The 21,663-nt window shown below is 49.9% G+C and carries 24 protein-coding genes; 7 read left to right on the forward strand and 17 right to left on the reverse strand.

Annotation, left to right across the window (positions count from 1 at the left end):
• Positions 1-28 precede the first annotated feature (28 nt).
• From recR to IEW74_RS01305, 5 genes are all read right to left on the reverse strand, one after another.
• A complete protein-coding gene (gene recR, locus IEW74_RS01285; protein WP_188660345.1) occupies positions 29-625 on the reverse strand; it encodes a recombination mediator RecR in 597 nt (198 codons plus the stop codon).
• A gap of 11 nt (positions 626-636) precedes the next feature.
• On the reverse strand, positions 637-960 hold the full coding sequence (locus tag IEW74_RS01290) for a YbaB/EbfC family nucleoid-associated protein (protein ID WP_188660348.1): 324 nt from the start codon (positions 958-960) through the stop codon (positions 637-639).
• A gap of 3 nt (positions 961-963) precedes the next feature.
• A complete protein-coding gene (locus tag IEW74_RS01295; protein WP_188660351.1) occupies positions 964-2,760 on the reverse strand; it encodes a DNA polymerase III subunit gamma/tau in 1,797 nt (598 codons plus the stop codon).
• Positions 2,761-2,858: 98 nt separating this feature from the next.
• A complete protein-coding gene (locus IEW74_RS01300; protein ID WP_188660354.1) occupies positions 2,859-3,245 on the reverse strand; it encodes an ATPase inhibitor subunit zeta in 387 nt (128 codons plus the stop codon).
• Between the two features lie 13 nt (positions 3,246-3,258).
• Positions 3,259-3,996: a FadR/GntR family transcriptional regulator gene (locus tag IEW74_RS01305; protein ID WP_188660357.1), complete on the reverse strand. Its 738-nt coding sequence runs from the start codon at positions 3,994-3,996 to the stop codon at positions 3,259-3,261.
• A 150-nt stretch (positions 3,997-4,146) separates the two neighbouring features.
• Here IEW74_RS01305 and acuI point away from each other — a divergent pair, with 150 nt between their 5' ends.
• Positions 4,147-5,136, forward strand: a complete 990-nt coding sequence (acuI, locus tag IEW74_RS01310) for an acrylyl-CoA reductase (NADPH) (protein ID WP_188660360.1) — start codon at positions 4,147-4,149, stop codon at positions 5,134-5,136.
• Positions 5,137-5,299: 163 nt separating this feature from the next.
• Here the strand turns inward: acuI and IEW74_RS01315 are convergent, their stop codons facing one another.
• The 6 genes from IEW74_RS01315 to truA form a co-directional block, all read right to left on the reverse strand.
• Positions 5,300-5,719: a secondary thiamine-phosphate synthase enzyme YjbQ gene (locus IEW74_RS01315; RefSeq protein WP_188660363.1), complete on the reverse strand. Its 420-nt coding sequence runs from the start codon at positions 5,717-5,719 to the stop codon at positions 5,300-5,302.
• A gap of 48 nt (positions 5,720-5,767) precedes the next feature.
• Positions 5,768-6,523 (reverse strand): DODA-type extradiol aromatic ring-opening family dioxygenase, encoded by a 756-nt coding sequence (locus IEW74_RS01320; protein ID WP_229734196.1) that lies wholly within the window; start codon positions 6,521-6,523, stop codon positions 5,768-5,770.
• Between the two features lie 94 nt (positions 6,524-6,617).
• Positions 6,618-8,276 (reverse strand): U32 family peptidase, encoded by a 1,659-nt coding sequence (locus IEW74_RS01325; protein ID WP_229734197.1) that lies wholly within the window; start codon positions 8,274-8,276, stop codon positions 6,618-6,620.
• Positions 8,273-8,452: a DUF1289 domain-containing protein gene (locus IEW74_RS01330; protein WP_188660366.1), complete on the reverse strand. Its 180-nt coding sequence runs from the start codon at positions 8,450-8,452 to the stop codon at positions 8,273-8,275. Before IEW74_RS01330 ends, IEW74_RS01325 begins: the two co-directional genes overlap by 4 nt.
• A gap of 91 nt (positions 8,453-8,543) precedes the next feature.
• Entirely contained in the window at positions 8,544-9,233 is a 690-nt protein-coding gene (locus IEW74_RS01335) for a M48 family metallopeptidase (RefSeq protein WP_188660369.1), read from the reverse strand.
• Positions 9,230-9,967, reverse strand: a complete 738-nt coding sequence (truA, locus tag IEW74_RS01340; RefSeq protein ID WP_188660372.1) for a tRNA pseudouridine(38-40) synthase TruA — start codon at positions 9,965-9,967, stop codon at positions 9,230-9,232. Before truA ends, IEW74_RS01335 begins: the two co-directional genes overlap by 4 nt.
• Positions 9,968-10,080: 113 nt before the next feature.
• Between truA and IEW74_RS01345 the strand changes: the two genes are divergently transcribed.
• Positions 10,081-11,172, forward strand: a complete 1,092-nt coding sequence (locus IEW74_RS01345) for a hypothetical protein (protein WP_229734198.1) — start codon at positions 10,081-10,083, stop codon at positions 11,170-11,172.
• Between the two features lie 9 nt (positions 11,173-11,181).
• Here IEW74_RS01345 and IEW74_RS01350 read toward each other — a convergent pair whose 3' ends face one another.
• From IEW74_RS01350 to serB, 6 genes are all read right to left on the reverse strand, one after another.
• Complete coding sequence (locus tag IEW74_RS01350) at positions 11,182-12,240, reverse strand: DUF418 domain-containing protein (RefSeq protein ID WP_188660375.1); 1,059 nt, start codon at positions 12,238-12,240, stop codon at positions 11,182-11,184.
• Positions 12,241-12,301: 61 nt separating this feature from the next.
• Positions 12,302-13,216 (reverse strand): methionyl-tRNA formyltransferase, encoded by a 915-nt coding sequence (fmt, locus tag IEW74_RS01355; protein ID WP_188660938.1) that lies wholly within the window; start codon positions 13,214-13,216, stop codon positions 12,302-12,304.
• Between the two features lie 107 nt (positions 13,217-13,323).
• Complete coding sequence (gene def, locus IEW74_RS01360; protein WP_188660377.1) at positions 13,324-13,833, reverse strand: peptide deformylase; 510 nt, start codon at positions 13,831-13,833, stop codon at positions 13,324-13,326.
• A gap of 69 nt (positions 13,834-13,902) precedes the next feature.
• The gene (locus tag IEW74_RS01365) at positions 13,903-14,544 is read right to left on the reverse strand and encodes a carbonic anhydrase (RefSeq protein WP_188660379.1); all 642 of its coding nucleotides are present in this window, start codon (positions 14,542-14,544) and stop codon (positions 13,903-13,905) included.
• A 142-nt stretch (positions 14,545-14,686) separates the two neighbouring features.
• On the reverse strand, positions 14,687-14,998 hold the full coding sequence (locus IEW74_RS01370; protein ID WP_188660381.1) for a hypothetical protein: 312 nt from the start codon (positions 14,996-14,998) through the stop codon (positions 14,687-14,689).
• Positions 14,999-15,088: 90 nt separating this feature from the next.
• On the reverse strand, positions 15,089-15,943 hold the full coding sequence (gene serB / locus IEW74_RS01375) for a phosphoserine phosphatase SerB (RefSeq protein ID WP_188660384.1): 855 nt from the start codon (positions 15,941-15,943) through the stop codon (positions 15,089-15,091).
• A 63-nt stretch (positions 15,944-16,006) separates the two neighbouring features.
• On the opposite strand from serB, the gene miaA reads away from it, so the two are divergent.
• The 5 genes from miaA to IEW74_RS01400 all read left to right on the forward strand — a co-directional run bounded on the left by miaA (position 16,007) and on the right by IEW74_RS01400 (position 21,657).
• Positions 16,007-16,963, forward strand: a complete 957-nt coding sequence (miaA, locus tag IEW74_RS01380; protein WP_188660387.1) for a tRNA (adenosine(37)-N6)-dimethylallyltransferase MiaA — start codon at positions 16,007-16,009, stop codon at positions 16,961-16,963.
• Between the two features lie 101 nt (positions 16,964-17,064).
• Positions 17,065-18,846, forward strand: a complete 1,782-nt coding sequence (gene ilvB, locus IEW74_RS01385; protein ID WP_188660389.1) for a biosynthetic-type acetolactate synthase large subunit — start codon at positions 17,065-17,067, stop codon at positions 18,844-18,846.
• 18 nt (positions 18,847-18,864) lie between these two features.
• The gene (gene ilvN / locus IEW74_RS01390) at positions 18,865-19,383 is read left to right on the forward strand and encodes an acetolactate synthase small subunit (protein ID WP_188660392.1); all 519 of its coding nucleotides are present in this window, start codon (positions 18,865-18,867) and stop codon (positions 19,381-19,383) included.
• A gap of 49 nt (positions 19,384-19,432) precedes the next feature.
• Positions 19,433-20,452 (forward strand): ketol-acid reductoisomerase, encoded by a 1,020-nt coding sequence (gene ilvC, locus IEW74_RS01395; protein WP_188660395.1) that lies wholly within the window; start codon positions 19,433-19,435, stop codon positions 20,450-20,452.
• Positions 20,453-20,670: 218 nt separating this feature from the next.
• Positions 20,671-21,657: a methyltransferase gene (locus IEW74_RS01400; RefSeq protein ID WP_188660398.1), complete on the forward strand. Its 987-nt coding sequence runs from the start codon at positions 20,671-20,673 to the stop codon at positions 21,655-21,657.
• Positions 21,658-21,663 lie beyond the last annotated feature (6 nt).

The raw sequence follows: 21,663 nt of genomic DNA on the forward strand, positions 1-21,663 counted from the left end.
ATTAGCAGCACTGAGCGGTGTTTACGGCCTAGTCGATCTTACGCCGCGCAGTGAGTGCTGCACTCAGGGTGCCGTCATCCAGATAATCCAGCTCCCCCCCCACCGGAACACCGTGGGCGAGGCCGGACACAAGAACCGCGCACTCTTCCAGACAATCGGCGATATAGTGCGCGGTCGTTTGACCATCGACCGTTGCACTCGTCGCCAGAATAATTTCTTCCACACCACTATCGCGGGCGCGCTCAACCAATTGGTCGATTTTCAAATCATCCGGGCCGATACCGTCCAACGCCGACAATGTGCCCCCCAACACATGATAACGCCCGCGAAAACTGTTGGATCGTTCCAACGCCCATAAATCCGCAACATCCTGCACCACACAAATCACCCGGTCATCCCGGCGCGGGTCTGTACAGATGGAACAAGGGTCACTGCCGTCCAGATTGCCACAGACTGAACAGCTTTTTACCGCTTGATCCACCCGTTGCAGGGCGAGGCTCAAGGGTTGCAGAACGGTCTCTTTCTTTTTCACAAGATGCAAGGCTGCGCGCCGGGCAGAACGTGGCCCCAGACCGGGCAACTTGGATAAAAGCTGGATCAGTTGTTCGATTTCAGGCGCAGCCATCTTGTTCCTGCTTAAAACGGCAGGGACATACCCGGCGGCAACTGCAAACCACCGGTGATTTCGGACATGCGTTTGTTGACTTCTTCTTCCATCTTGGATTTCGCATCCGCCAAGGCGGCAACGATCAGGTCTTCCATCACTTCTTTATCTTCAGGATCGACCAGATTTTTATCCACATCGATTTTTTTGACATCGGCCTTGCCGTTGATCACCACATTGACCATACCGCCACCAGAAGTCCCGTAGATTTCCAAGTCCAACAGACCGTCTTGAAATTCCTGCATCTTGGCTTGCATCTTCTGCGCCTGTTGCATCATTTTTGCCATGTTTTTCATGGGTTATTCATCTCCACTCGTATTATCCGGGTCACCGGGGTTTTCTTCGATCTGAATCGCCGCGTCCAGCGTATCCAGCTTAATTTCATGTACTTTGTCAATCACGCTTTGCGGGAAGCTGCTGAGGATATCGTGCACCAAGGGGTGTTTGGCAACCTCTTGCTTGCGTTTTGCAATCGCTTCATCCCGGACTTGGGCCAATGTCACATCGCCGGCTTCATGGCGCGATACCCCCACGGCCCACACCCGGTTGGTATGGGTATCGAGGAATTTTTTTAAATCCCCCGCCAAGGTTGACGGCGCATATTCACCGGGTCGAAATTCGATTTTACCGGGGCGAAAAGACACCAGATGCAAATTATTCATCAGGTTTGCTTTCAAAACGATATCGCGCTTTTCTTCGGCAAGTTCGGTCACTTCAACAAAGCTTTGCGGATCAGCCTTGGTTTCGTCCTGCACACGTGGCTGGACTTGGGCCACACCACCATTGACCACACGCATGCTGGTTGTCGGTGCCCCATTGCTGCCGCCACTGGATCCCCCCATATTGGGTGCGCCTACCGCCTGTGCCATCTGTCCGGCACTACCGCCACCACCAGATGGACCACTACCGCCCGGTCCACTGGGTTGCGGATTATTTTTCATTAATCGAATGGCTTCTTCCGGTGTCGGTAAATCGGCAACATAACACAGGCGGATAATCACCATTTCGGCTGCCTGCTGAGGATGCGGCGCATTGCGCACTTCGCCCAACCCCTTCATCAAGATCTGGTAGGCCCGGGCCAAAACCGACATGGCAAGTTTGTCTGACATATCCTTGCCACGCACACGTTCCATTTCAGAAACAACCGCATTTTGTGCTGCATCGGGAACCACTTTCACACGTGTTAACCAGTGGGTCAGTTCCAGCATATCCTGCAAGACCACGTTCGGGTCCGCCCCGGCCGCATACAGGTTATCCATCACAGACAGTGCCGCTGGCGCATCGCCTTGCATGACAGCGTCAAACAGGTCGAACGTGCGCCCCCGATCCGCAAGACCCAACATATCACGGACCTGTTCTTCACCGACTTCGCCGTGACAATGGGCAATCGCCTGATCTAATAAACTCAGCCCGTCACGCACAGACCCATCTGCCGCGCGTGCAATCATCGCCAAGGCATTGTCATCCACAACGGCATTTTCTTTTTCGGCCACCATTTTAAAATGGGTTGCCAGCATATCCTGATCGATACGGCGCAGATCAAAACGTTGACAACGCGATAAAACCGTAACCGGAACTTTGCGAATCTCGGTGGTAGCAAAAATGAATTTCACATGCGCCGGCGGTTCTTCCAATGTCTTCAACAACGCATTGAACGCACCTTTTGACAGCATGTGCACTTCGTCGATGATATAGATTTTATAACGTGCTGACGTTGGGCGATAGCGCACGGATTCAATGACTTCCCGGATGTCGTCCACACCAGTGCGTGAGGCGGCATCCATTTCGATGACATCAACATGACGGTCCTGTGCAATGGCTTTACATTGTTCGCACACACCGCATGGCGTAATGGTTTCCTTGCCCTGACCATCTTCCCCGACACAGTTTAAGGCCCGCGCCACCAGACGGGCGGTTGTGGTTTTCCCGACACCGCGCACCCCGGTCAGCATGAAGGCTTGTGCCAATCTGCCGGACTCGATCGCATTGGACAGCGTGCGCACCATCGCATCCTGTCCAATCAATTCTTCAAATGTAGAGGGACGGTACTTTCGCGCAAGGACGCGATAGGCACCTTTGTCTTCGGTTTCAGTCATAAAAAAGGCCAGCCGTTTCGAATAAATTCTGTTTGCTTAAATTAACAGGGCTTGACCCGACATGCCAGCCGAATTCGGTGATATTCATATGAAAGCGATTATTTCTTTTTCTTCTTTTTATCTTTCTTTTCTTTGGCCTTCATCTCTGCCTTGGTTTGTTTGGCCTGCGCCTGGAGCATTTCACCAAGAATTTCACTTTCAAACTCCCGTAATTTTTCCCAGACCTTTTCTTCTGAAATTTCCAGACCCGCTTTCGCAAAATCGTTCAAGATACGGTCAATAACTGGTTTGGGGCCTGCGCTTGTTAAATCAGCACTGATTAATTCCAGAAAATATTCTTTCTTATCCAAACCGAGTTTTTTTGCCGCCCAATTTGCAATTTTTTTATTGCGTTTGGCTTCCAGATAAAAATGTTCCAATTCATCATTGGCGTGGCGGACTTCATCTGTCGCCCGTTTTGAATTCATGGTTGCTACTACTGACATATCGCGTCCCCGTTTATCCTTTTTCGTCCCGCACTTTCTGCGCTTTTGCATAACGTTCACGCAAATCATCCATCTGTTCTGCAATCGCGGCGGCGGCCCCTTCCCCATCACCGGCTGCGATTGATGTCAAAATGCGCTCATGCTGTGCAATTGTTTTTTCCTTATCCCAAAAACGAAAAATGATCAAGTTCACGATCGGTTGCACGGCTTCGATCACAGATGACATCATAAAACGCAGCATGGTATTGCCTGTTGCATCCACAATTGCACGATGAAAACGCACATCGGACGCACAAAAATCCTGATCCGACAGGGCAGCATTTTTTTGCAAAGACAATTCAAACATCATGCTGTTGATATGGCTTTGTTCACAACGCTGCGCCGCCAGTCGCACGCAGACCAATTCCAGTTCGCGGCGAGCTTCGGCAATATCGGACAGGTCGAATTCCCCCATCGTCGTCAACAAGGATGTCATATTGATCAGCGTATTTTGCGCCTCGTCACTATCGGGGCGATTGACAAAAGTTCCCCCACTTGGCCCCCGGCGTGAACGGATTAAATTTTGCGCAGCCAAACGTTTTAAGGCTTCGCGAATGGTCGGGCGCGACACACCAAAACGCTGCGCCAGTTCCGGTTCGGTTGGCAGGCGTTCATCCACCTTCAAATCCCCATCAACGATGGCTTGGCGCAGGGTTTGCGCAATCTGTTTGGCCAGACTTTCCGTGACCAAGGGTTCGAATTTCAGCCCCATATCTTTTTCATTTCTTTCATGTGTTTCAGACCTTGCACAATGCCCCCTTAGGTCCCAAATATCAACTGAATTATCCCATTTGTTAATTTGTTTGACAAATATAAAAATAACTTTACCCTGCAACTTAGATTCTATTTTTTGAGGTATGCCATGTTTAAATCTCTCCTGCTGTCCCAAAGCAACGATAAAGTCAGCGCACAAATCACCGAGATGGACGAAAGCAAACTCCCGGAAGGGGACGTTCTGGTAAAAGTCGATTATTCAACATTGAATTATAAAGACGGCTTGGTTCTTAACGGCCTTGGTGGATTGGTGCGCAATTATCCCCATATCGGCGGTATTGACTTTGCAGGCACAGTTGAAAGCAGCGACCATAAAGATTTCAAACCCGGCGATAAGGTTGTTCTCACCGGTTGGCGCGTTGGCGAAGCCCATTGGGGCGGCTATTCACAAAAAGCCCGCGTTAACGGCGATTGGCTTGTCCCCCTGCCCGAGGGTTTGACCCCGCGTCAGGCAATGGCCGTTGGCACCGCTGGCTTTACCGCAATGCTCGGGGTTATGGCCCTGGAAGATCATGGATTAACCCCGGATCAAGGCGAAGTTTTGGTCACAGGTGCTGCTGGCGGCGTTGGTTCCGTTGCCGCCGCCATTCTTGCCAAACTTGGGTATAGCGTTGCCGGATCAACGGGCCGGGCCGACACCCATGATTATTTACGCGATATGGGTGTGACCACCATTATTGATCGTAGCGAATTGAACGAACCGTCCAAACGCCCGTTGGAAAAAGAACGCTGGGCCGGTTGCATCGACGCCGTTGGCGGCACGACATTGGCACGCGCACTCGCTCAAATGCAATATGGCGCCAGTGTCGCCGCCATTGGTTTGGCAGGTGGCAATAAACTGGATACCACCGTCATTCCGTTCTTGCTGCGTGGCGTCAATTTGCTGGGTATCGATTCGGTCATGTGCCCCACCGCAAAACGCCTGCGCGCATGGCAACGCATTGCCACCGACCTGCCGATGGAAAAACTGGAAAACATGACCAGCGAAGCCAAATTGCAAGACCTGCCGCAATTGGGAAAAGACATTCTCGCTGGAAACGTTCGCGGGCGGGTCGTTGTCGATATCGCTGGAAGCTAGCATCTTAACATCCCCCCCCTTTGGCAGAAGCCCACAGCACGGACGAGACATGACCCGTCTCGTCCGTTTTGCCTTATTGTTTGTGATGCCCACTCTGTCATCCACTTGGGCAAATGTCACCAAATCGACACCGCATGATCCCGCAAGAGTATCGGAATGCCCGTTAATCCCCGATTATATGGGCAACGACACTGCGCCGATGGGCCATTTTACGGTGTTCAAATAAGTAAATCCCCTGCCATGTTCCCAAAACAGGGCATCCCCCTGTGACCGGAATATTTAAAGATACATCTGTCAGTGCTGATTTGATATGTGCCGGCATGTCATCCGGTCCTTCCACCGTGTGACGCAACCAATCCATATGTTGGGGCACAAGACGGGCAAAAAATTCGTTCAGGTCCAATTGCACATCGGGATCGGCATTTTCCTGAATAGTCAAGCTGGCACTAGTGTGACGGCAGAACAAAGTCAACACCCCTGTTTCCAGGCCACACTCATTTACCCAAGCAACCACATCACGGGTAAATTCATAAAGCCCCTGACCCCGTGTCTGAATGTCAAAACTCGTTTGATACTGGCGCATGATCCTGTCCTCCTGAACCATACCAGCCTACCCATTTTCTTGCGCAGGTCAATCAAAGCGCACAGCAGCCATACTCAGGTTTTTATGTTCAAAACCGCGATGAAGCAAAGTCGCACGTTGGCGTGCCGCCCCCAAGGCCACATAAACCGGTAGCCAATGTTCATCATGCGGATGGACACGCCCATAATGTGGGGCAAGCTGTAGCGCATTCAACAAGGTCTCGTGGTCATTGTCTTGAATGGCGTTTACAAACCAGTTTTCAAATTCCAACGCCCATACATCCGGTGTCTTTTGATACCATTTCAGTTCGCGTAAATTGTGGGTAACAGAACCCGATGCCATAATCAAAACGCCATCTTTTCGCAAAACAGACAGGCGTTTTCCAATATCATAATGATATTGCGCACCCTGCATCGGTTGCAGGCTTAACTGCACAACCGGGATATCTGCTTTTGGATAAATCAAGGATAAAGGCGACCATACCCCATGATCCAGCCCCCGGGTTTCATCCACTTCAGCCCCGACCAGTTGAGCGACCTGATAGGCAAGAATAGGATCACCGGCAACCGGATACCGTTTTTGATAAAGTTCATCGGGAAAGCCATAAAAATCGTGAATGGTTTCCGGTTGCGGACTTCCCGTCACAATCGGTTTGTCTGTTTCCCAATGGGCGCTGATGACGACAATCGCGCGCGGCTTGGGAAAAACCTCACCCAGACTCGATAAAAAGGCCCGACCGGCGCTTTCCGGTTCAATCATCACCGTTGGGGACCCATGAGAGACAAAAAGGCTCGGCATCAACATGATATACTCCTGTTTTCTTTGTTACAGAAAGTATATGCCGATCCCGAGCCTTTGATTAGCCGATAAAAGAGAAACGGATTGTTGCCAAAAGCAATTAAACGACTTTTTCTTCCAGCATTTCACCGATTTTCTTTTGTTTCATCTTTTCGCGCGCCTTGGCGTATTTGTCATCCTGCCAGAACATCAAACAGCCATTACAGCCCTTGCCACAACAACTTTCCAAACCTTGTTTGGGTTTACGGTGCCCGCTGGTGGCTTTCATGGAAATCCGTTTACCCAGCAATTCCGGGTCATCCATGATTGCACGATATTCTTCTTCGCTGATCAGGCCGCGTTCCAGTTCTTGTGCGCGGATTTCAGCCAAGCGACTGACGCGTTCTTCCTCACTCATCGGGGTTTCGCGCCGTGCCACAGTCAAGGCCGGAATACGTTTTTTCAGAACTTCGGTATCTTCTTGATCAAAGACTGAAATCGGCACCCGAATGGCCTTGCCTTGGCCCGGATTCACCTTGTCGGTCACATCCCCTGTTTTTGCGTCAATAAATTCATAAAGACGCAAACGAATGGGTTCAATTTCGTGCGGCGGTAAAAATTCAATGACATCACCAGGCAACAGGAAATTACGGATTTCGAAGATCATATCGTCCCCATCCCATTCGCGGATAATCCCGCCGAATTGCCAGCCCCCGACCGGTTTGGTGCGATCATAGTTATGGGCAACACCGGTTAAGCGCCCTTCGTGGAAACCCATCGTAAAGCCCCGGTTTTGCAGGGTATAAAGTTCGCGCAAATAAGGGTCCGGATCCCAGTTTTCAGGATCTTTATACCAGTCATCAATGGCCAAACGATAAGCCCGCGCGGTAATGGCGGCATAATATTCCGACTTATTGCGCCCTTCGACCTTGAGACTATCCACCCCCAGTTTCAAATATTCCGGCAAAACCGGCATGAGACAGAGGTCTTTGGAATTCAGAATATAAGACCCGAAGTTATCTTCCTCAATCGGGAACAGCTCACCGGGGCGATACTGTTCTTCCATCAAAAATTCAAACAAATCGGCATTCTGATCGGTGATTTCAATCGCCTTGTCGGTGCCATCTTTTAATTTCAGATGCAGTTTGTATTTCCAACGGCATGAATGCGCGCAGTTGCCTTGGTTCGCCCCGCGTTCCGACATAAAGTTGGACAACAGGCAGCGCCCGGAATACGTCATACACATGGAGCCTTGAACAAAAGCTTCCAGTTTAATGCCGGGTTGTTTTTCGCGAATTTCAGCCAGTTCTTCAAAACTGGTTTCACGCGCCAGAACAACGAGCGAGGCCCCTTGGTTTTTCCAGAAATCCACCGTCAGCCACGAACAGACATTGGCCTGTGTAGACACATGGGCTTCCAGTTCCGGGGCATGTTGACGGACAAACTGAAACACGCCGGGGTCTGCAATGATCACGCCATCAGGTTTAACCGTGCGGATTGTTTCAATAAACTTGGGCAGTTTTTCAATATCGCTGTTATGGGTAAACAGGTTCAGCGTCAGATAAATGCGTTTACCGTGTTCGTGAACAAACTTAACCCCTTCCACCAATTCTTCCAATGAAAAGGACGATTGGGTCCGCAGTGATAAATCGGGTGTCCCGGCATAGACCGCATCGGCGCCATAAAGGATCGCCGTTTTCAGCTTGGTCAAGGATCCGGCAGGCATCAACAGTTCAGAACGTTCCGGACGGGTGATGGTGGGCAGTGCGGGCATACTCATGTTCGGGCAATCTTTCGTTCTTCAACGCGTTTCAGGATTTGACGGCGTTCCGTATCGTTGCTGGCCCGCCATCCGGCGATTTCCGCCCCGGTGCGAAAACATCCCAGACAAACCTTGTCACGCGGGTCCAATGTGCAAACGCCGTTACACGGGCTTGCGACCGTATATTGTGTCATCGTCACTTCCTAAACTAATATCTCAGTAAATTTGTCGGTCATATAACATGAACGTCTGGGGGCGTAAACTTATAAAAGTTCCAAGAAGGCCTCAGCACACCCGTTGCAAGGCCGCCCCATGTTTTTTCAACCAATGGCGTGATTTTTTCGCATCTACATCAAAGCGATCCACCGTCTCCCAAAAGGCGGCACTGTGATCCATGTGCCTGAGATGGGAAACTTCATGCGCCACCACATATCGCAAGATTTCCGGCGGGGCCATAATCAAGCGCCAATTAAACGACAGATTCCCCGCAGATGAACAAGACCCCCAGCGCGACACGGTATCACGCACGGAAATACGCTTCACCTGCTTCCCCAATTGTGTCGCCATTGCATGGGCCTGGGGCTGGATATCGGCCTTGGCCTGTTTTTTCAACCAATCCACAAGACGGCGTTGGAAAAATCCCATCTCGCCGGTGATAAATATTTCATAACCTTCGCACCAAACCGTCCCACGCGCATTTGGACGATGGCGCAATGTGTGATCGATCCCTCGCAAGGCAATCACCGATCCATCGCCCAGACTGCTGCTGGGTGTCAGTTTTGCCAATTGATTGGCAATCCAGACCTTGTTGCGCGCCGCCATTTTCAGACCTTCTTCCGGGCTTATCCCTTTGGGTAAGGTGACAACCACGCCGTCTTCTTTGGGGTTTAAGCGCAAGATCAATCGTCGCGCCTGTGCATTTTTGCGCATTTGAACCGGAATTTTCTGTCCGTCAAGTTCAATAAAACCGTTCAATATTTCGCCTCAACAAAATAAAGCCCATGCGCCGGGGCGGTCTGCCCGCCTTTGGCCCGATCTTTCGCCTCCAACGCGTTTTGCAAATCCTGTTTGTTCCATTTCCCACGTCCGACCAGTTCCAGCGAACCCACAATATTGCGCACCTGATGGTGCAAGAAAGAACGCGCGCGCACCCGAACATGGATTTCCTCACCCACTTGCCTGACGCTGATTTCATCCAAGGTGCGTAGCGGACTATTGGCCTGACATTGCACCGCCCGGAAAGTGGAAAAGTCGTGTTTGCCGACTAAAATCTGTGCCGCCTCATGCATGGCATCGGCATCCAGTTTTCTTTGTGTCCACCAAACCCGGCCTTCTTCCAACGCCGGACGTCCGGGACGGCATAAAATACGATAAAGATAACTGCGTTCCAGACAGCTGAAACGGGCGTGAAATTCTTCGTCGGCATATTCACAGTCAACAATGGAAACCCGGTGCGGTTTGACATGATGATTGATCGCCAGCAGCACCTTATTGGGCGGGATATCTTTCTCCATCTCAAAATGGGCCACCATGCCCAGGGCATGCACCCCGGCATCGGTCCGACCCGCGACATGAAGGCGCACCTCGTGCCCGGCAAAAATCAAACAAGCGTCCTCAATGATTTGCTGGACGCTCATCCCGTTATCCTGACGCTGCCACCCCACAAGGCCGGTTCCGTCAAATTCTATGGTCAATTTATACTTAGGCATGTGCCCTTTGTAATCTTTTGAGAAAATTATTGCGATATTTTTTCGTCTTATCGAAAAATATATGTTAGGAATATTTTATGCATTTGTAATGACTAAGATTTAAGGGGCATAAAGTGGCAAAAAAAGGCGTACGCTTCCCGGAAAAAGAACGGGATTATGAAGCAGAAGACCGCCAACGCGTGCAAGAGGATATGGACTCGCTTTTTGCCGTCCCGCTTGCCATTCTGCCTCTGGAAACCAAGGGCCTGAAACGCGCCCGTATGGTGAAAAACGTAAAACTGCAAAGCGCTATTGAAGTTTTCTCTGACCGTGAAACCGGATCCGGCCAACTGGATGTGGAAGACCTGCCCGCCGAATTTGATTGGCCGGAAGATAAGACACACCCCGACCTGATTATCATGCGCAAACTCGCGGTTTTACAAAGCTATGATATCTATTCCCTGCGCATTACCCTGCGCGAACACGGCATCCCCGTCAATGAAGATGTCGCCTTAAAACTGTCCGATGAAAAACAGGCCGAACTGGCCGGATATATGCGCAGCTTCACCATGCCCTTGATCATGCAGATTTACGGGACGGACGATATGTCCATCAAATCTTTTTCTGATGTGGTTGGCCTGTTTAAAGACCCCGATGTCAGAAAGGCACGTGAAAAGCTGCAACAAATGGCTGAAAAGCTGGATATCGACATTATGGAAGTGCCGAAATTTTTGGAAGATTACGGCGATATCTTCCTGTCTTTGTCTTACTATCGCAACAGCATGGACAACATCATGCCCATCGTGAACGAGTTTCTCGATTCAATGGAAGGCATCCGGTCCAACTGGCAATTGCGCAACGACCCGGCCTTGATGAAAACATGCACGATGGTTGAAAATACCATCAACGAGACCTGCGCCTCTATTTCCGGTCGTTTCGAAACTTTTAACAAGGCATCAAAAAACATGTGGAAAAACCTGAATGCGGAACGTTTCCGTCAGGTTAAAGGCATGATCGAAAGTTATCACACCGTCATCGGCGGTATCCTCTGCGGTCTGACCGTAAAAATGATCCACTGGAAACGCCTGTTCCCGGACCCCGATCTTGGCGGGCCGGTGCGTCGTTCTGAATTCATCATGTCGGAAATGAAGCAAGGTATTGACCGTATGCGCGATCTGGAACGCGCCCAACCGATGGGCGCTGTTCTCAATATCGATGAAGACTAACGCGGACACCTAGAAGCCGGTTGCTTTTCTCATCAGCGTTTCGATGGGGCCGCGTTTAAATCGCCGAGCATAAAAGTACGCATAGATAATCGCCACGGCACAGAAAAGCAAAGCTGCCGTGAGCACGCTTAAAACAGATTGCCCACCCAGCATGCCGAACGCCTCAAGCGTGCCCATACCGACAACAATATGCCCGATATAAAGCGATAAAGTCTGGCGACCTGCTGGCAGCAATATCCTGAGGATACCTAGCTTGTCCAAGCTCCTCGCACTTTTCAAACATAGGCCAACAACCAATGACGCGACACTGATCCCCGCCGCAATATACAGGGGGAACGGCGGTACCGGCCCGGTTGCAAACAATAACAACAATTCAGGATCAGCCCCACGGAACAGGTTTGTGCAAAAAAAGGATAAGGTTTCAACACCCAAATATCCGAAAAACCCGAATACAATCAAAGCATTCTGCGTGTTTCTTTCCTTAAGGGACAAGCGGCTTAGAACAATTCCCCAAAGAAGAAAACTCAGCCACGGGAAAACAGGATGCCAGCCATTGAAAAAAAGATTGCGCACAAACCCGGCCAATGTCCAAAAATCAACGTAGTTATAATCCGCCCAATTCCAACCCGCATCATAATCAAAAACCAAAAGCATGATGAAGAAGACAATATTTATAAGAACCATCAAGGTCAGTAAATACGGGGAAGAAAGGCGCAAACAAAAGACACCAAAAAGGAAATAAAAAGCGTAATAATGGAGAATATCAGCGTCAAATATCAGTGTGTTCAACAAACCGAGCACCAATAAAAACAAAGCTCGTTTTATGGTGTCGATGACAGATTGAGTGCCCTTGTCATTTTTGACGGCCAACCCCAAACCAATACCGGCCAACACCACAAAAGTGGCCGCCGCACGTCCTTCTAAAGCCTTCACAAAGGCGTTTAGGAACCCAGCATCCGCCGGACCGTCCATCACCACATTAAAATTGACGATGACCATCCCGACAAACGCCACTAAACGCGCGATATCCAGCCCGTCGAGGCGTGAGTTTTCTTGAATGCCACCCATTTAAAATCTCCTTGAAACAGCATCCAAGTTTCGAATGACCTCTAAACCTAAGCAGGTGTCATCAAAGCTTTTCCCCGACAGGAATATCAAACCCGCGCAAGAAACTTTGCGCATCGGTTGCACCTTTACCGCTGCGTTGCACCTTCATCAAACGTAAAGACCCTTCTGCACAGGCAATCACCAGCCCGTCCGTATCCAGACGTGTCCCGGCCTCGCCCGATAGATCACATAACTCGGCTTCAATTACCTTGATACGATCCTGCCCCACGCCAAACCATGTCCCCGGCCACGGGGTAAAGGCACGTATTTTGCGCTCAATCACCGTATTAGGCTGGGTCCAGTCAATGCGGCTTTCCTCTTTTTCCAATTTTTTGGCATAGGTCACGCCGTCTTGCGGCTGTGCTTGAGGTTTCGCATATCCCCCTTGCACCGCCCGCAAGGCTTCCAGTGTCAGTTTTGCGCTTTCCATCGCCAAACTATCATGCAGGGATTCCCCCGTTGTTGACGTTGTAATTGCAACCGGTTGGATCAGCAACATATCCCCTGTATCCAGACCTTCATCCATCTGCATAATTGTGACACCGGAAACATCGTCGCCCGCCTCGATCGCACGTTGGATCGGTGCCGCGCCGCGCCAGCGTGGCAAGATCGATGCATGGGCATTTAAACATCCATGAACGGGGGCGTCCAAAATCGCCTTGGGCAAAATCAATCCATAGGCCGCGACAACCGCACAATCAGCTTTCAAATCGGCAAAGGCCTGTTGTTCTTCTGCTGACTTCAAACTAACCGGCGTGCGCACTTCAATCCCTTGAGAGTCCGCATAGGCATGAACGGGGGTCAGTTGGACTTTTTGCCCGCGACCGCTTTTGCGCGGCGGCTGGCTGTAGACGCAAACCACATTGTGTCCGGCATCAATCAGGCCCGCTAAAATTGAGACACTGAAATCCGGTGTCCCCATAAAGACCAGACGCATGGGTTTTTCTACTTTGAGAAATTCACTTTCAGTCATCGCCTTTATTTCCGACACGCTGTCGGCCCTCTTTTGCGTCTATATCTTTCGGGAACCTTTTAACGGATAGATCAATCCGCTTTTTTCATTTTAGTCAACTTGCGCATAATCATAGACCGCTTAATGCGTGAAATATGATCAATAAACAAGGTGCCTTCCAAATGATCGATTTCATGCTGAACGCATGTCGCCAGCAACCCGTCAGCATCAATTTCATGGGCTGTGCCGTTTTCATCAAGATATTTGACTTTGACGCGTTCAGGACGTTCGACTTCACTAAAGCTTTTTGGAACAGACAGACAGCCTTCTTCGTAGATACCCGTCTCATCGGATGCCCACAGAATTTCAGGATTAATCATTTTCACCGGGGCAGGTTCTTCGTCATCGCCCGCCACATCAATCACGATGACGCGCTTAAGCACACCGACCTGTGGTGCGGCCAAACCGATCCCCGGTGCGTCATACATGGTGTCCAGCATGTCATCCAACAGGGTGCGGATTTCATCGGTGACTTCTTCGACCGGGTCCGCCTTTTTCTTCAGGACCGGATCCGGTGCGGTCAAAATATCCAAAATAGCCACGGCGTAACTCTTACTTCTTTTAATTCCATAGATGATCAGGACATAAGAGGATATGATGCCTAGGTCAAGTTAAAGCGGGCCAAACTCGCCTGTTTTGCGGTCAAAAGCCGTCAAAGTGCCGCTTTCAATGTCGAAATGCAGACCATAAATTTTCAAAGTCTTGTTTTCCACCCGTTCCTTGATGAAACCAAATTCCATCAGGTTGTTCATGGAATTTACAATAGACGCTTTTTCAATTTCTTCAGGGATACGGTGACCCGCCTTGATCGATTCTGCACAACATCCCGGATTTTCAAAGGTGTTATGCACCATGCCGATCCAGTGATGGACAAAGTCTGTTCCCAAGGCTTCCTTATTATTTTCTGTATCGATGGCGGCTTGAATCGCCCCGCAATGGGCGTGCCCCATGATCATAATATTTTCGACCTTCAGGACCTTCACACCATATTCCAGCGCCGAGCTCACCCCGTGATGATGAGTATCTTTTTCATAAGGTGGAACCAGATTGCCGACATTACGCACCGCGAAAATTTCACCCGGTCCAATCTGCATGATAATCGACGGGTCAACCCGTGAATCAGAGCACGAAATCAACAATGTTTTTGGATGCTGTCCGTTTTCGACCAAATCATTAAAGGTATCGATATGTTCCAGATAATAACCATCGAGGAACTTTTTATATCCCTCTTTCAGCTTCTTCACAGCTTCCATTGCTTTAACCCTGATATATCCGATTAATGTCTGTAAAAATGTAGTCAATTACAAAAGCAGGTCAAGTGCAAATAATGGTATTTCGGTATTACAATGCAAATTAATTTAAAGAGCACAGGAAATTAATCGTACTTCGCCTAAATCATTTGCAAAGATAAGCCATACCATGCGCTGACGTACTACCATGCCCACCGACAAACTGCCCCCATACGATATGCGTTGCCCCCATTTCCCCAGCTTTATTTAAAGCCTGATTTCGTGCATTTGTTGTTCCTTGCTCAACAAAAAGACCGTACAAAGATGACACCCCATGCACATCTCCAAGCAAAGTGCATTCCTCGACATCTTTCTGCGCCGCCACAACAACACCGTAATCAATTGGCTTTATATTCGTCGAAGTTTCACAAGCATTTAAAGACATTAATACAGACACTGCGAACACAACTTTTTTCATTCTTTTGGCCCTTTTATAAAATCTATTATCCGGTTCTATCGTAAACATAAATTAACTTTAAAAAATCGTAAAACCTAAAGATTTATTCTATTAAATAAATTCACTTTCCGCATAACCTTGGGCAAATAACAGGCTGCGCAGGTTGCTATACTGGATATTATGGCGCGCTTTTTCCACCACGGAAGGTTTTGCATGATAGGCCACGCCCAGTCCCGCTTCCAATAACATCGGCAAATCGTTGGCCCCATCGCCGACAGCCACAGCGTCATCCACAGAAAGCCCCTGTTCCTGACAAAGTGATTGCAGATACGCAAGCTTACTGTCTTTGGTCACGATCGGATCCATGACGTTTCCTGTCAAAACTCCATCGATAATTTCCATATTATTTCCGGCATTGAAATCAAAGCCGACATCGCCTGCCACCCGTGATGTAAAAAAGGTGAAACCACCGGATACAAGGGCGCAATAAGCCCCGTTTGCTTTCATGGTTGCGACCAGTTCTTTTGCCCCCGGATTCAGACGAACCAAGCCCATTGCTTCTTCTAAAAAGCTTTCAGATAAGCCTTTCAACATCGAAACGCGTTCGCGCAAAGCTTCGCGAAAGGGAATTTCGCCGTTCATCGCGCGTGTGGTAATTTCGGCAACCTGTTCTTTCAGTCCGGCGAATTCCGCCAAATCGTCCAGCGTTTCCCCCGCCACGATGGTGGAATCCATATCCGCGATTAGCAGCTTTTTCTTACGTCCCTGCGCTTTTTGAAAAATCACATCAACTTGCGTGAATTTAGACCGAAGATCATTGAGATGGACGACTTCTGAAATCTCAACATCGTAGGCTTCCCCTTCTGACAAACAGACCGGCTTTGCATTCGGCAGATGTTTGAGAATCTGCTCCGGCGTAATTTGTTGCTTTTCAGGGTTTGCAATAAAAGTCAGAACATAGGACATTAGGGTACGAGCCGTAGAGTTTTGCGGTGCGCCATTTTATGCCAGAGGAAACCAAGAAAGTCTATGCCAACCGTTACGAAAAATCAGGTTGTTGTCATCGCCGGTCCCACCGCCAGCGGAAAGTCGGCCCTTGCGTTGGATGTCGCCACTGAATTTAATGGTGTCATCATCAACGCCGATTCCATGCAAATATATAAAGGAATCCCGATCGTCACTGCCTGTCCAAGTCCAGAAGACGAAGCACGTATCCCCCATCGCCTGTATCAAATTATGGACCCGGCAGAAACCTGTTCCGCCGGATATTGGGAAAAGCTCTGTGTTACGGAAATTGAAAAGGCATGGGCAGAAAATAAACTGCCCATCGTCACAGGCGGAACCGGACTATATATTAAGACTTTGGTGGAAGGTATTTCCCAACTGCCCGCCATCCCCGATGAAATCCGAAACGACATCCGTCAACGCGGCGACCAGTTGGGGGTCGAGGCCCTTTATGCTGAATTGCAAGCCAAAGACCCGGAAATGGCCGCGCGCCTGAAGCCGCGCGATATGCAGCGAATCTGCCGCGCATTGGAAGTTTTGGAAAGCACCGGCAAATCACTGGCCCAATTACAACGTGACATAAAACCCACACCCACACTGAACGCCCGCTTCGAAAGCCATGTGGTTATGCCGCCGCGCGATATTCTTTATGCCCGTTGTGACCAGCGCTTTGACTTGATGATGGAACAGGGCGCGGTTGAAGAAATCACCGCCTTTGCCAAGCTTGAACTGGATCCGAAAGTCCCGGCAATGAAAGCACTTGGTGTCCCCGAACTGTTGTCTTACGTGCGCCATGAATGCACCCTGGGTGAGGCGCGAAGCCAGGCCCAAATGCAGACAAGACGGTTTGCAAAACGTCAATGCACCTGGTTTCGGAATCAGATTTCTGCGGTAGAAATTCACAATACGCAATATTCGGAAAGTTTGCGCGACGAAATTTATAATAAAATTCGTCATTTTTTGTTGACCCCAGACAGTTGACCCATTAGTTTGCGCAGCTCGAACCTGCGCAGCACTTGCGCGGGAGTTTTTGTGTCTTAAAAACGGGCACAAGAAAATTCGTTGAGACGGAGGATTATTGCATGTCCACGAAACAAATGACCGGTTCTGAAATCATCATCCAAGCTTTGAAAGATCAAGGTGTGGATGTGATGTTTGGGCTACCGGGTGGCGTGCTTCTTCCGCTGTATGACGCACTGTTCAAACAAAACGGTCTCCGCCACATTCTGGTGAAGCACGAACAGGCTGCTGTCCACGCTGCGGAAGGGTATGCACGCTCTACCGGGAAAGTGGGAACAGTCCTAGTGACTTCTGGTCCCGGTGCGACCAACACCGTGACGGGCCTTGTTGATGCCATGATGGACAGCGTACCGCTGGTCTGCCTGACCGGGCAGGTCCCGTCCAGCCTGATCGGCAACGATGCCTTTCAGGAAGCTGATATCACCGGGATCACACGCGGCGTCACCAAACACAACTATCTTGTTAAAGATGTAAATGAATTGGGCCGTATTCTGCACGAAGCCTATTATGTTGCGCGTTCCGGTCGTCCCGGCCCTGTTTTGGTGGATATTCCCAAGGATGTTCTGCTGGCCCTTGGCAATTATACGACACCGGGTAAAAACACGGCGGTTGAACACCGTTCTTACAAACCGCAAGTCAAGGGCGATACGGCGGCGATCAAACAAGCCATTGATTTGATCAAAAACGCAAAACGCCCCCTGTTTTACGGCGGCGGCGGGATCGTCAATTCCGGCGATGCAGCCTGCACATTGTTCAGCCAACTGGTGAAAATGACCGGCATTCCCTGTTCCCTGACCTTGATGGGTCTGGGCGCTTTTCCGGGGTCCGATGACCAGTTCCTCGGGATGATGGGGATGCATGGCACGTACGAAGCCAACCTTGCCATGCATGACTGCGATGTGATGATCAATATCGGGGCGCGTTTTGACGACCGTGTTACCGGCGCGTTGGATAAATTCTCGCCGGGATCCAAGAAAATTCATGTGGATATCGACCCCAGTTCGATCAACAAAAACATTATCGTGGACGTGCCGATCATCGGCGATGTTGCCCATGTTTTGGAAGAATTGATCAAATACTGGAAAGCCGATCAAGCACAGGTCAACGCCAAAGCGTTGGATAAATGGTGGAAACAAATCAATGAATGGCGCAAAGTTGACAGCCTGAAATACACCAAATCCAATAAAGTCATTAAGCCGCAATATGCCTTGGAACGTATCCGTGATCTGGCAAAAGACACAGGTAAAGACACCTACTATACGACCGAAGTTGGCCAACACCAGATGTGGGCGGCACAACATTTGTGCTTTGAAAAACCCAAACGCTGGATGACTTCTGGCGGTCTGGGCACAATGGGATATGGTTTCCCGTCTGCGATGGGTGTTCAAACCGCACATCCCGATGCCTTGGTTATCGCCATTGCCGGGGACGGCTCTTTCCAGATGAACCTGCAGGAAATCGCCACCTTAATGGCCTATCGCCTGCCGGTGAAATGTTTCATCCTCAATAACAAATTTCTCGGGATGGTTCGCCAATGGCAGGAAATGTTCCACGGTGAACGCTATTCTGAAAGCCATATCGACGTTCAACCCGATTTTGTCAAACTGGCCGAAGCCTATGGTGCAACCGGCCTGCGCGCGACCACACCGGGTGAACTGGATGACGTGATCAAGCAAGCCTTTGCTTCGGATCTGCCGACCATCATCGACATTCTGGTGGATGCAGAAGAAAACGTTTTCCCGATGATCCCGTCCGGTGCGGCCCATAATGAAATCATTCTCGGCCCTGAGGATTCTCAATCCAGCGAAAACGGCGGCAGCGTCGAATCCGGTGTTCTGGTTTAAAGCTTAGGAGTAATAAAAATGACCAATAATGACAAAGATGACCTCCTACGCCACACGGTTTCCGTTCTTGTGGACAACGAATCCGGTGTTCTGGCCCGCGTTGTGGGCCTGTTTTCCGGTCGGGGGTACAACATTGACAGCCTGACCGTGGCCGAAGTCGACCATGTGGATAATTTGTCAAAGATTACAATCGTTACCAGCGGTACGCGCCAAGTGATCGAACAGATCAAAGCGCAGCTGGATCGCCTTGTTCCTGTGCGCAAGGTCGTCGATCTCACCATCGACGGCCCCAGTGTGGAACGTGAAATGGCGTTGGTAAAGGTTGCAGGCGAGGGGGAACATCGTGTAGAAGCTTTGCGTATTGCCGATATTTTCCGCGCGCGCGTTATCGACAGCTCGAATTCTTCCTTCGTGTTCGAAGTGTTCGGTAAAGCCGGCAAAGTCGATGCGTTTATTAAACTGATGGAGCCATTGGGGCTGGTTGACGTTTCACGTACCGGTGTCGTGGCAATTTCTCGCGGAGCCCAAGGGCTCTAAGGGAAGCGTCTAAATTTTTATTGTCTTATAGTTCAAGGGGTATTTGAACATGCAGGTTTATTACGATCGTGACGCAGACGTCAATTTGATCAAAACCAAAAAAGTAGCCATCGTTGGTTACGGCTCCCAAGGTCACGCACATACATTGAACCTGCGCGACTCCGGTTGCACAGAAATCGCTGTTGCGCTGCGCGAAGGCTCTGCTACACGTAAAAAAGCCGAAGGCGAAGGCCTGAAGGTTATGTCTGTTGCCGAAGCTGCGGCTTGGGCTGACGTTCTGATGATCCTGACACCGGATGAACTGCAAGCCGGTATCTACAAATCAGAAATCGCACCGAACCTGAAAGAAGGTTCCGCACTGGCATTCGCACACGGTTTGAACATTCACTTCAACCTGATCGAAGTTCCGGCTGGCAACGATGTTATTATGATCGCGCCGAAAGGTCCGGGTCACACCGTTCGTGGCGAATACGTTAAAGGCGGCGGCGTTCCCTGCTTGATCGCGGTTCATCAGGATGCGTCCGGCAATGCCAAAGAAATCGCCATGTCTTACGCTTGTGGCGTTGGCGGCGGTCGTTCCGGCATCATCGAAACCAACTTCAAAGAAGAATGTGAAACCGACCTGTTCGGTGAACAAGCTGTTCTTTGCGGTGGTTTGACTGAACTGATCCGTTATGGTTTCGAAACACTGACAGAAGCCGGTTACGCACCGGAAATGGCTTACTTCGAATGTTTGCACGAAGTCAAACTGATCGTTGACCTGATGTACGAAGGCGGCATGCACAACATGCGCTATTCCATCTCCAACACAGCGGAATACGGCGACTATGTTTCCGGCCCGCGTGTTATTGATGCTTCAGTTAAAGAGCGCATGAAAGACGTACTGACCGATATCCAAACCGGTAAGTTCGTTCGTGACTTCATGTTGGAAAACCAGGTTGGCCAACCGTTCCTGAAAGCACGTCGTGCGCAAGGTGCGGCTCACCCGCTGGAAGAAACAGGCGAAAAACTACGCGGCATGATGCCTTGGATCAAATCCAATGCATTGGTCGACAAGGAACGCAACTAAGCCTTCGGGTTTAGAACGCGTAGCTCCACTTTGGTGAGAGCATTGCACGCACTGCAAGAAGAAAGAGGTCCGATATCTGTCGGACCTCTTTTTTTGTTCGCCTTTTTCATCTCGTTTAATTCGATAATATCGAAGTTATCCTTTGATTTTATTCGTTTGATAGAACCGTAGCTTTTCTCGTAGATAATCGCGATTGAAACCTTTTTCCGGTAGGCCCCATGTCGCGACATTCTGCCTTTATGCGTTTGGATTTTGCCCTTGGTATGTTGGAAGAAGGCGATCTGGATGCCGCCATCGAAGCCGCCTTGGCCGCCATTGATGCCCTGCCCAACGAAGCGCAATTCCATTTTGTGCTGGGGGAACTTTATGAAAAAACAAAAGCACCTGAAAAAGCCATTGCCGCCTATCAACAAGCCTTGATTTTGCAGGATCAGGATCATCTAGGTGCAGGGGTACGCCTGTCTTTACTGGGCGCTGGTGAACAAATGCAGCGCCTGCCTGCCGATTATGTCGAAGCCCTGTTTGACGATTACGCCCCCCGCTTTGAGAAAAACCTGCTCAAGCACTTGTCCTATCAGGCACCGGAGCAGGTTTTCAATCTGTTATTTACCCATCTTGCCAAAATGCCCCGCAAACCGCATGTCCTTGATCTGGGCTGTGGCACCGGCTTGGCCGGACAACATATCCACCCCATTGCGGGTCGTCTGGAAGGCATTGATCTTTCGAAAAAAATGTTGAAGCAGGCCGAAAAGAAAAAAATATATAACCGCTTGCAACAAGGCGATATCCTTGCAGAAGTTTCTGAAAACGCACCGCGTTTCGATCTGGTTATCGCCTGTGATGTGTTTAACTATCTTGGGGATCTCAGTGCTGTTTTTCAGCGGACTGTACAACGCCTGCGCCCCGGTGGTTTTCTGGCCTTCAGTGTGGAAAGTTCCGGTTTTGACCCGGCCTGTGAAAGTTTTAACCTGAATCACACGCAGCGTTTTATCCACAATCGGCAAACTGTGCGCAATTGGTTATCGGCCAGCGGGTTTCATATCATCGAAGAACGCTTCGTTCCCATTCGCACGGAAAATGGCGAACCTGTAGAAGGCCATCTCGTCCTCGCCCGGCTGAAAACACAACTCTCAACAAAATTGTCCCCGTTTCCGGTGGAAGAAACAGAAACGGCCCGACAGCACATTGCCATCGAGCCGATGTAACCCATT

The organism is Terasakiella brassicae (assembly GCF_014641495.1).
Taxonomy (GTDB): domain Bacteria; phylum Pseudomonadota; class Alphaproteobacteria; order Rhodospirillales; family Terasakiellaceae; genus Terasakiella; species Terasakiella brassicae.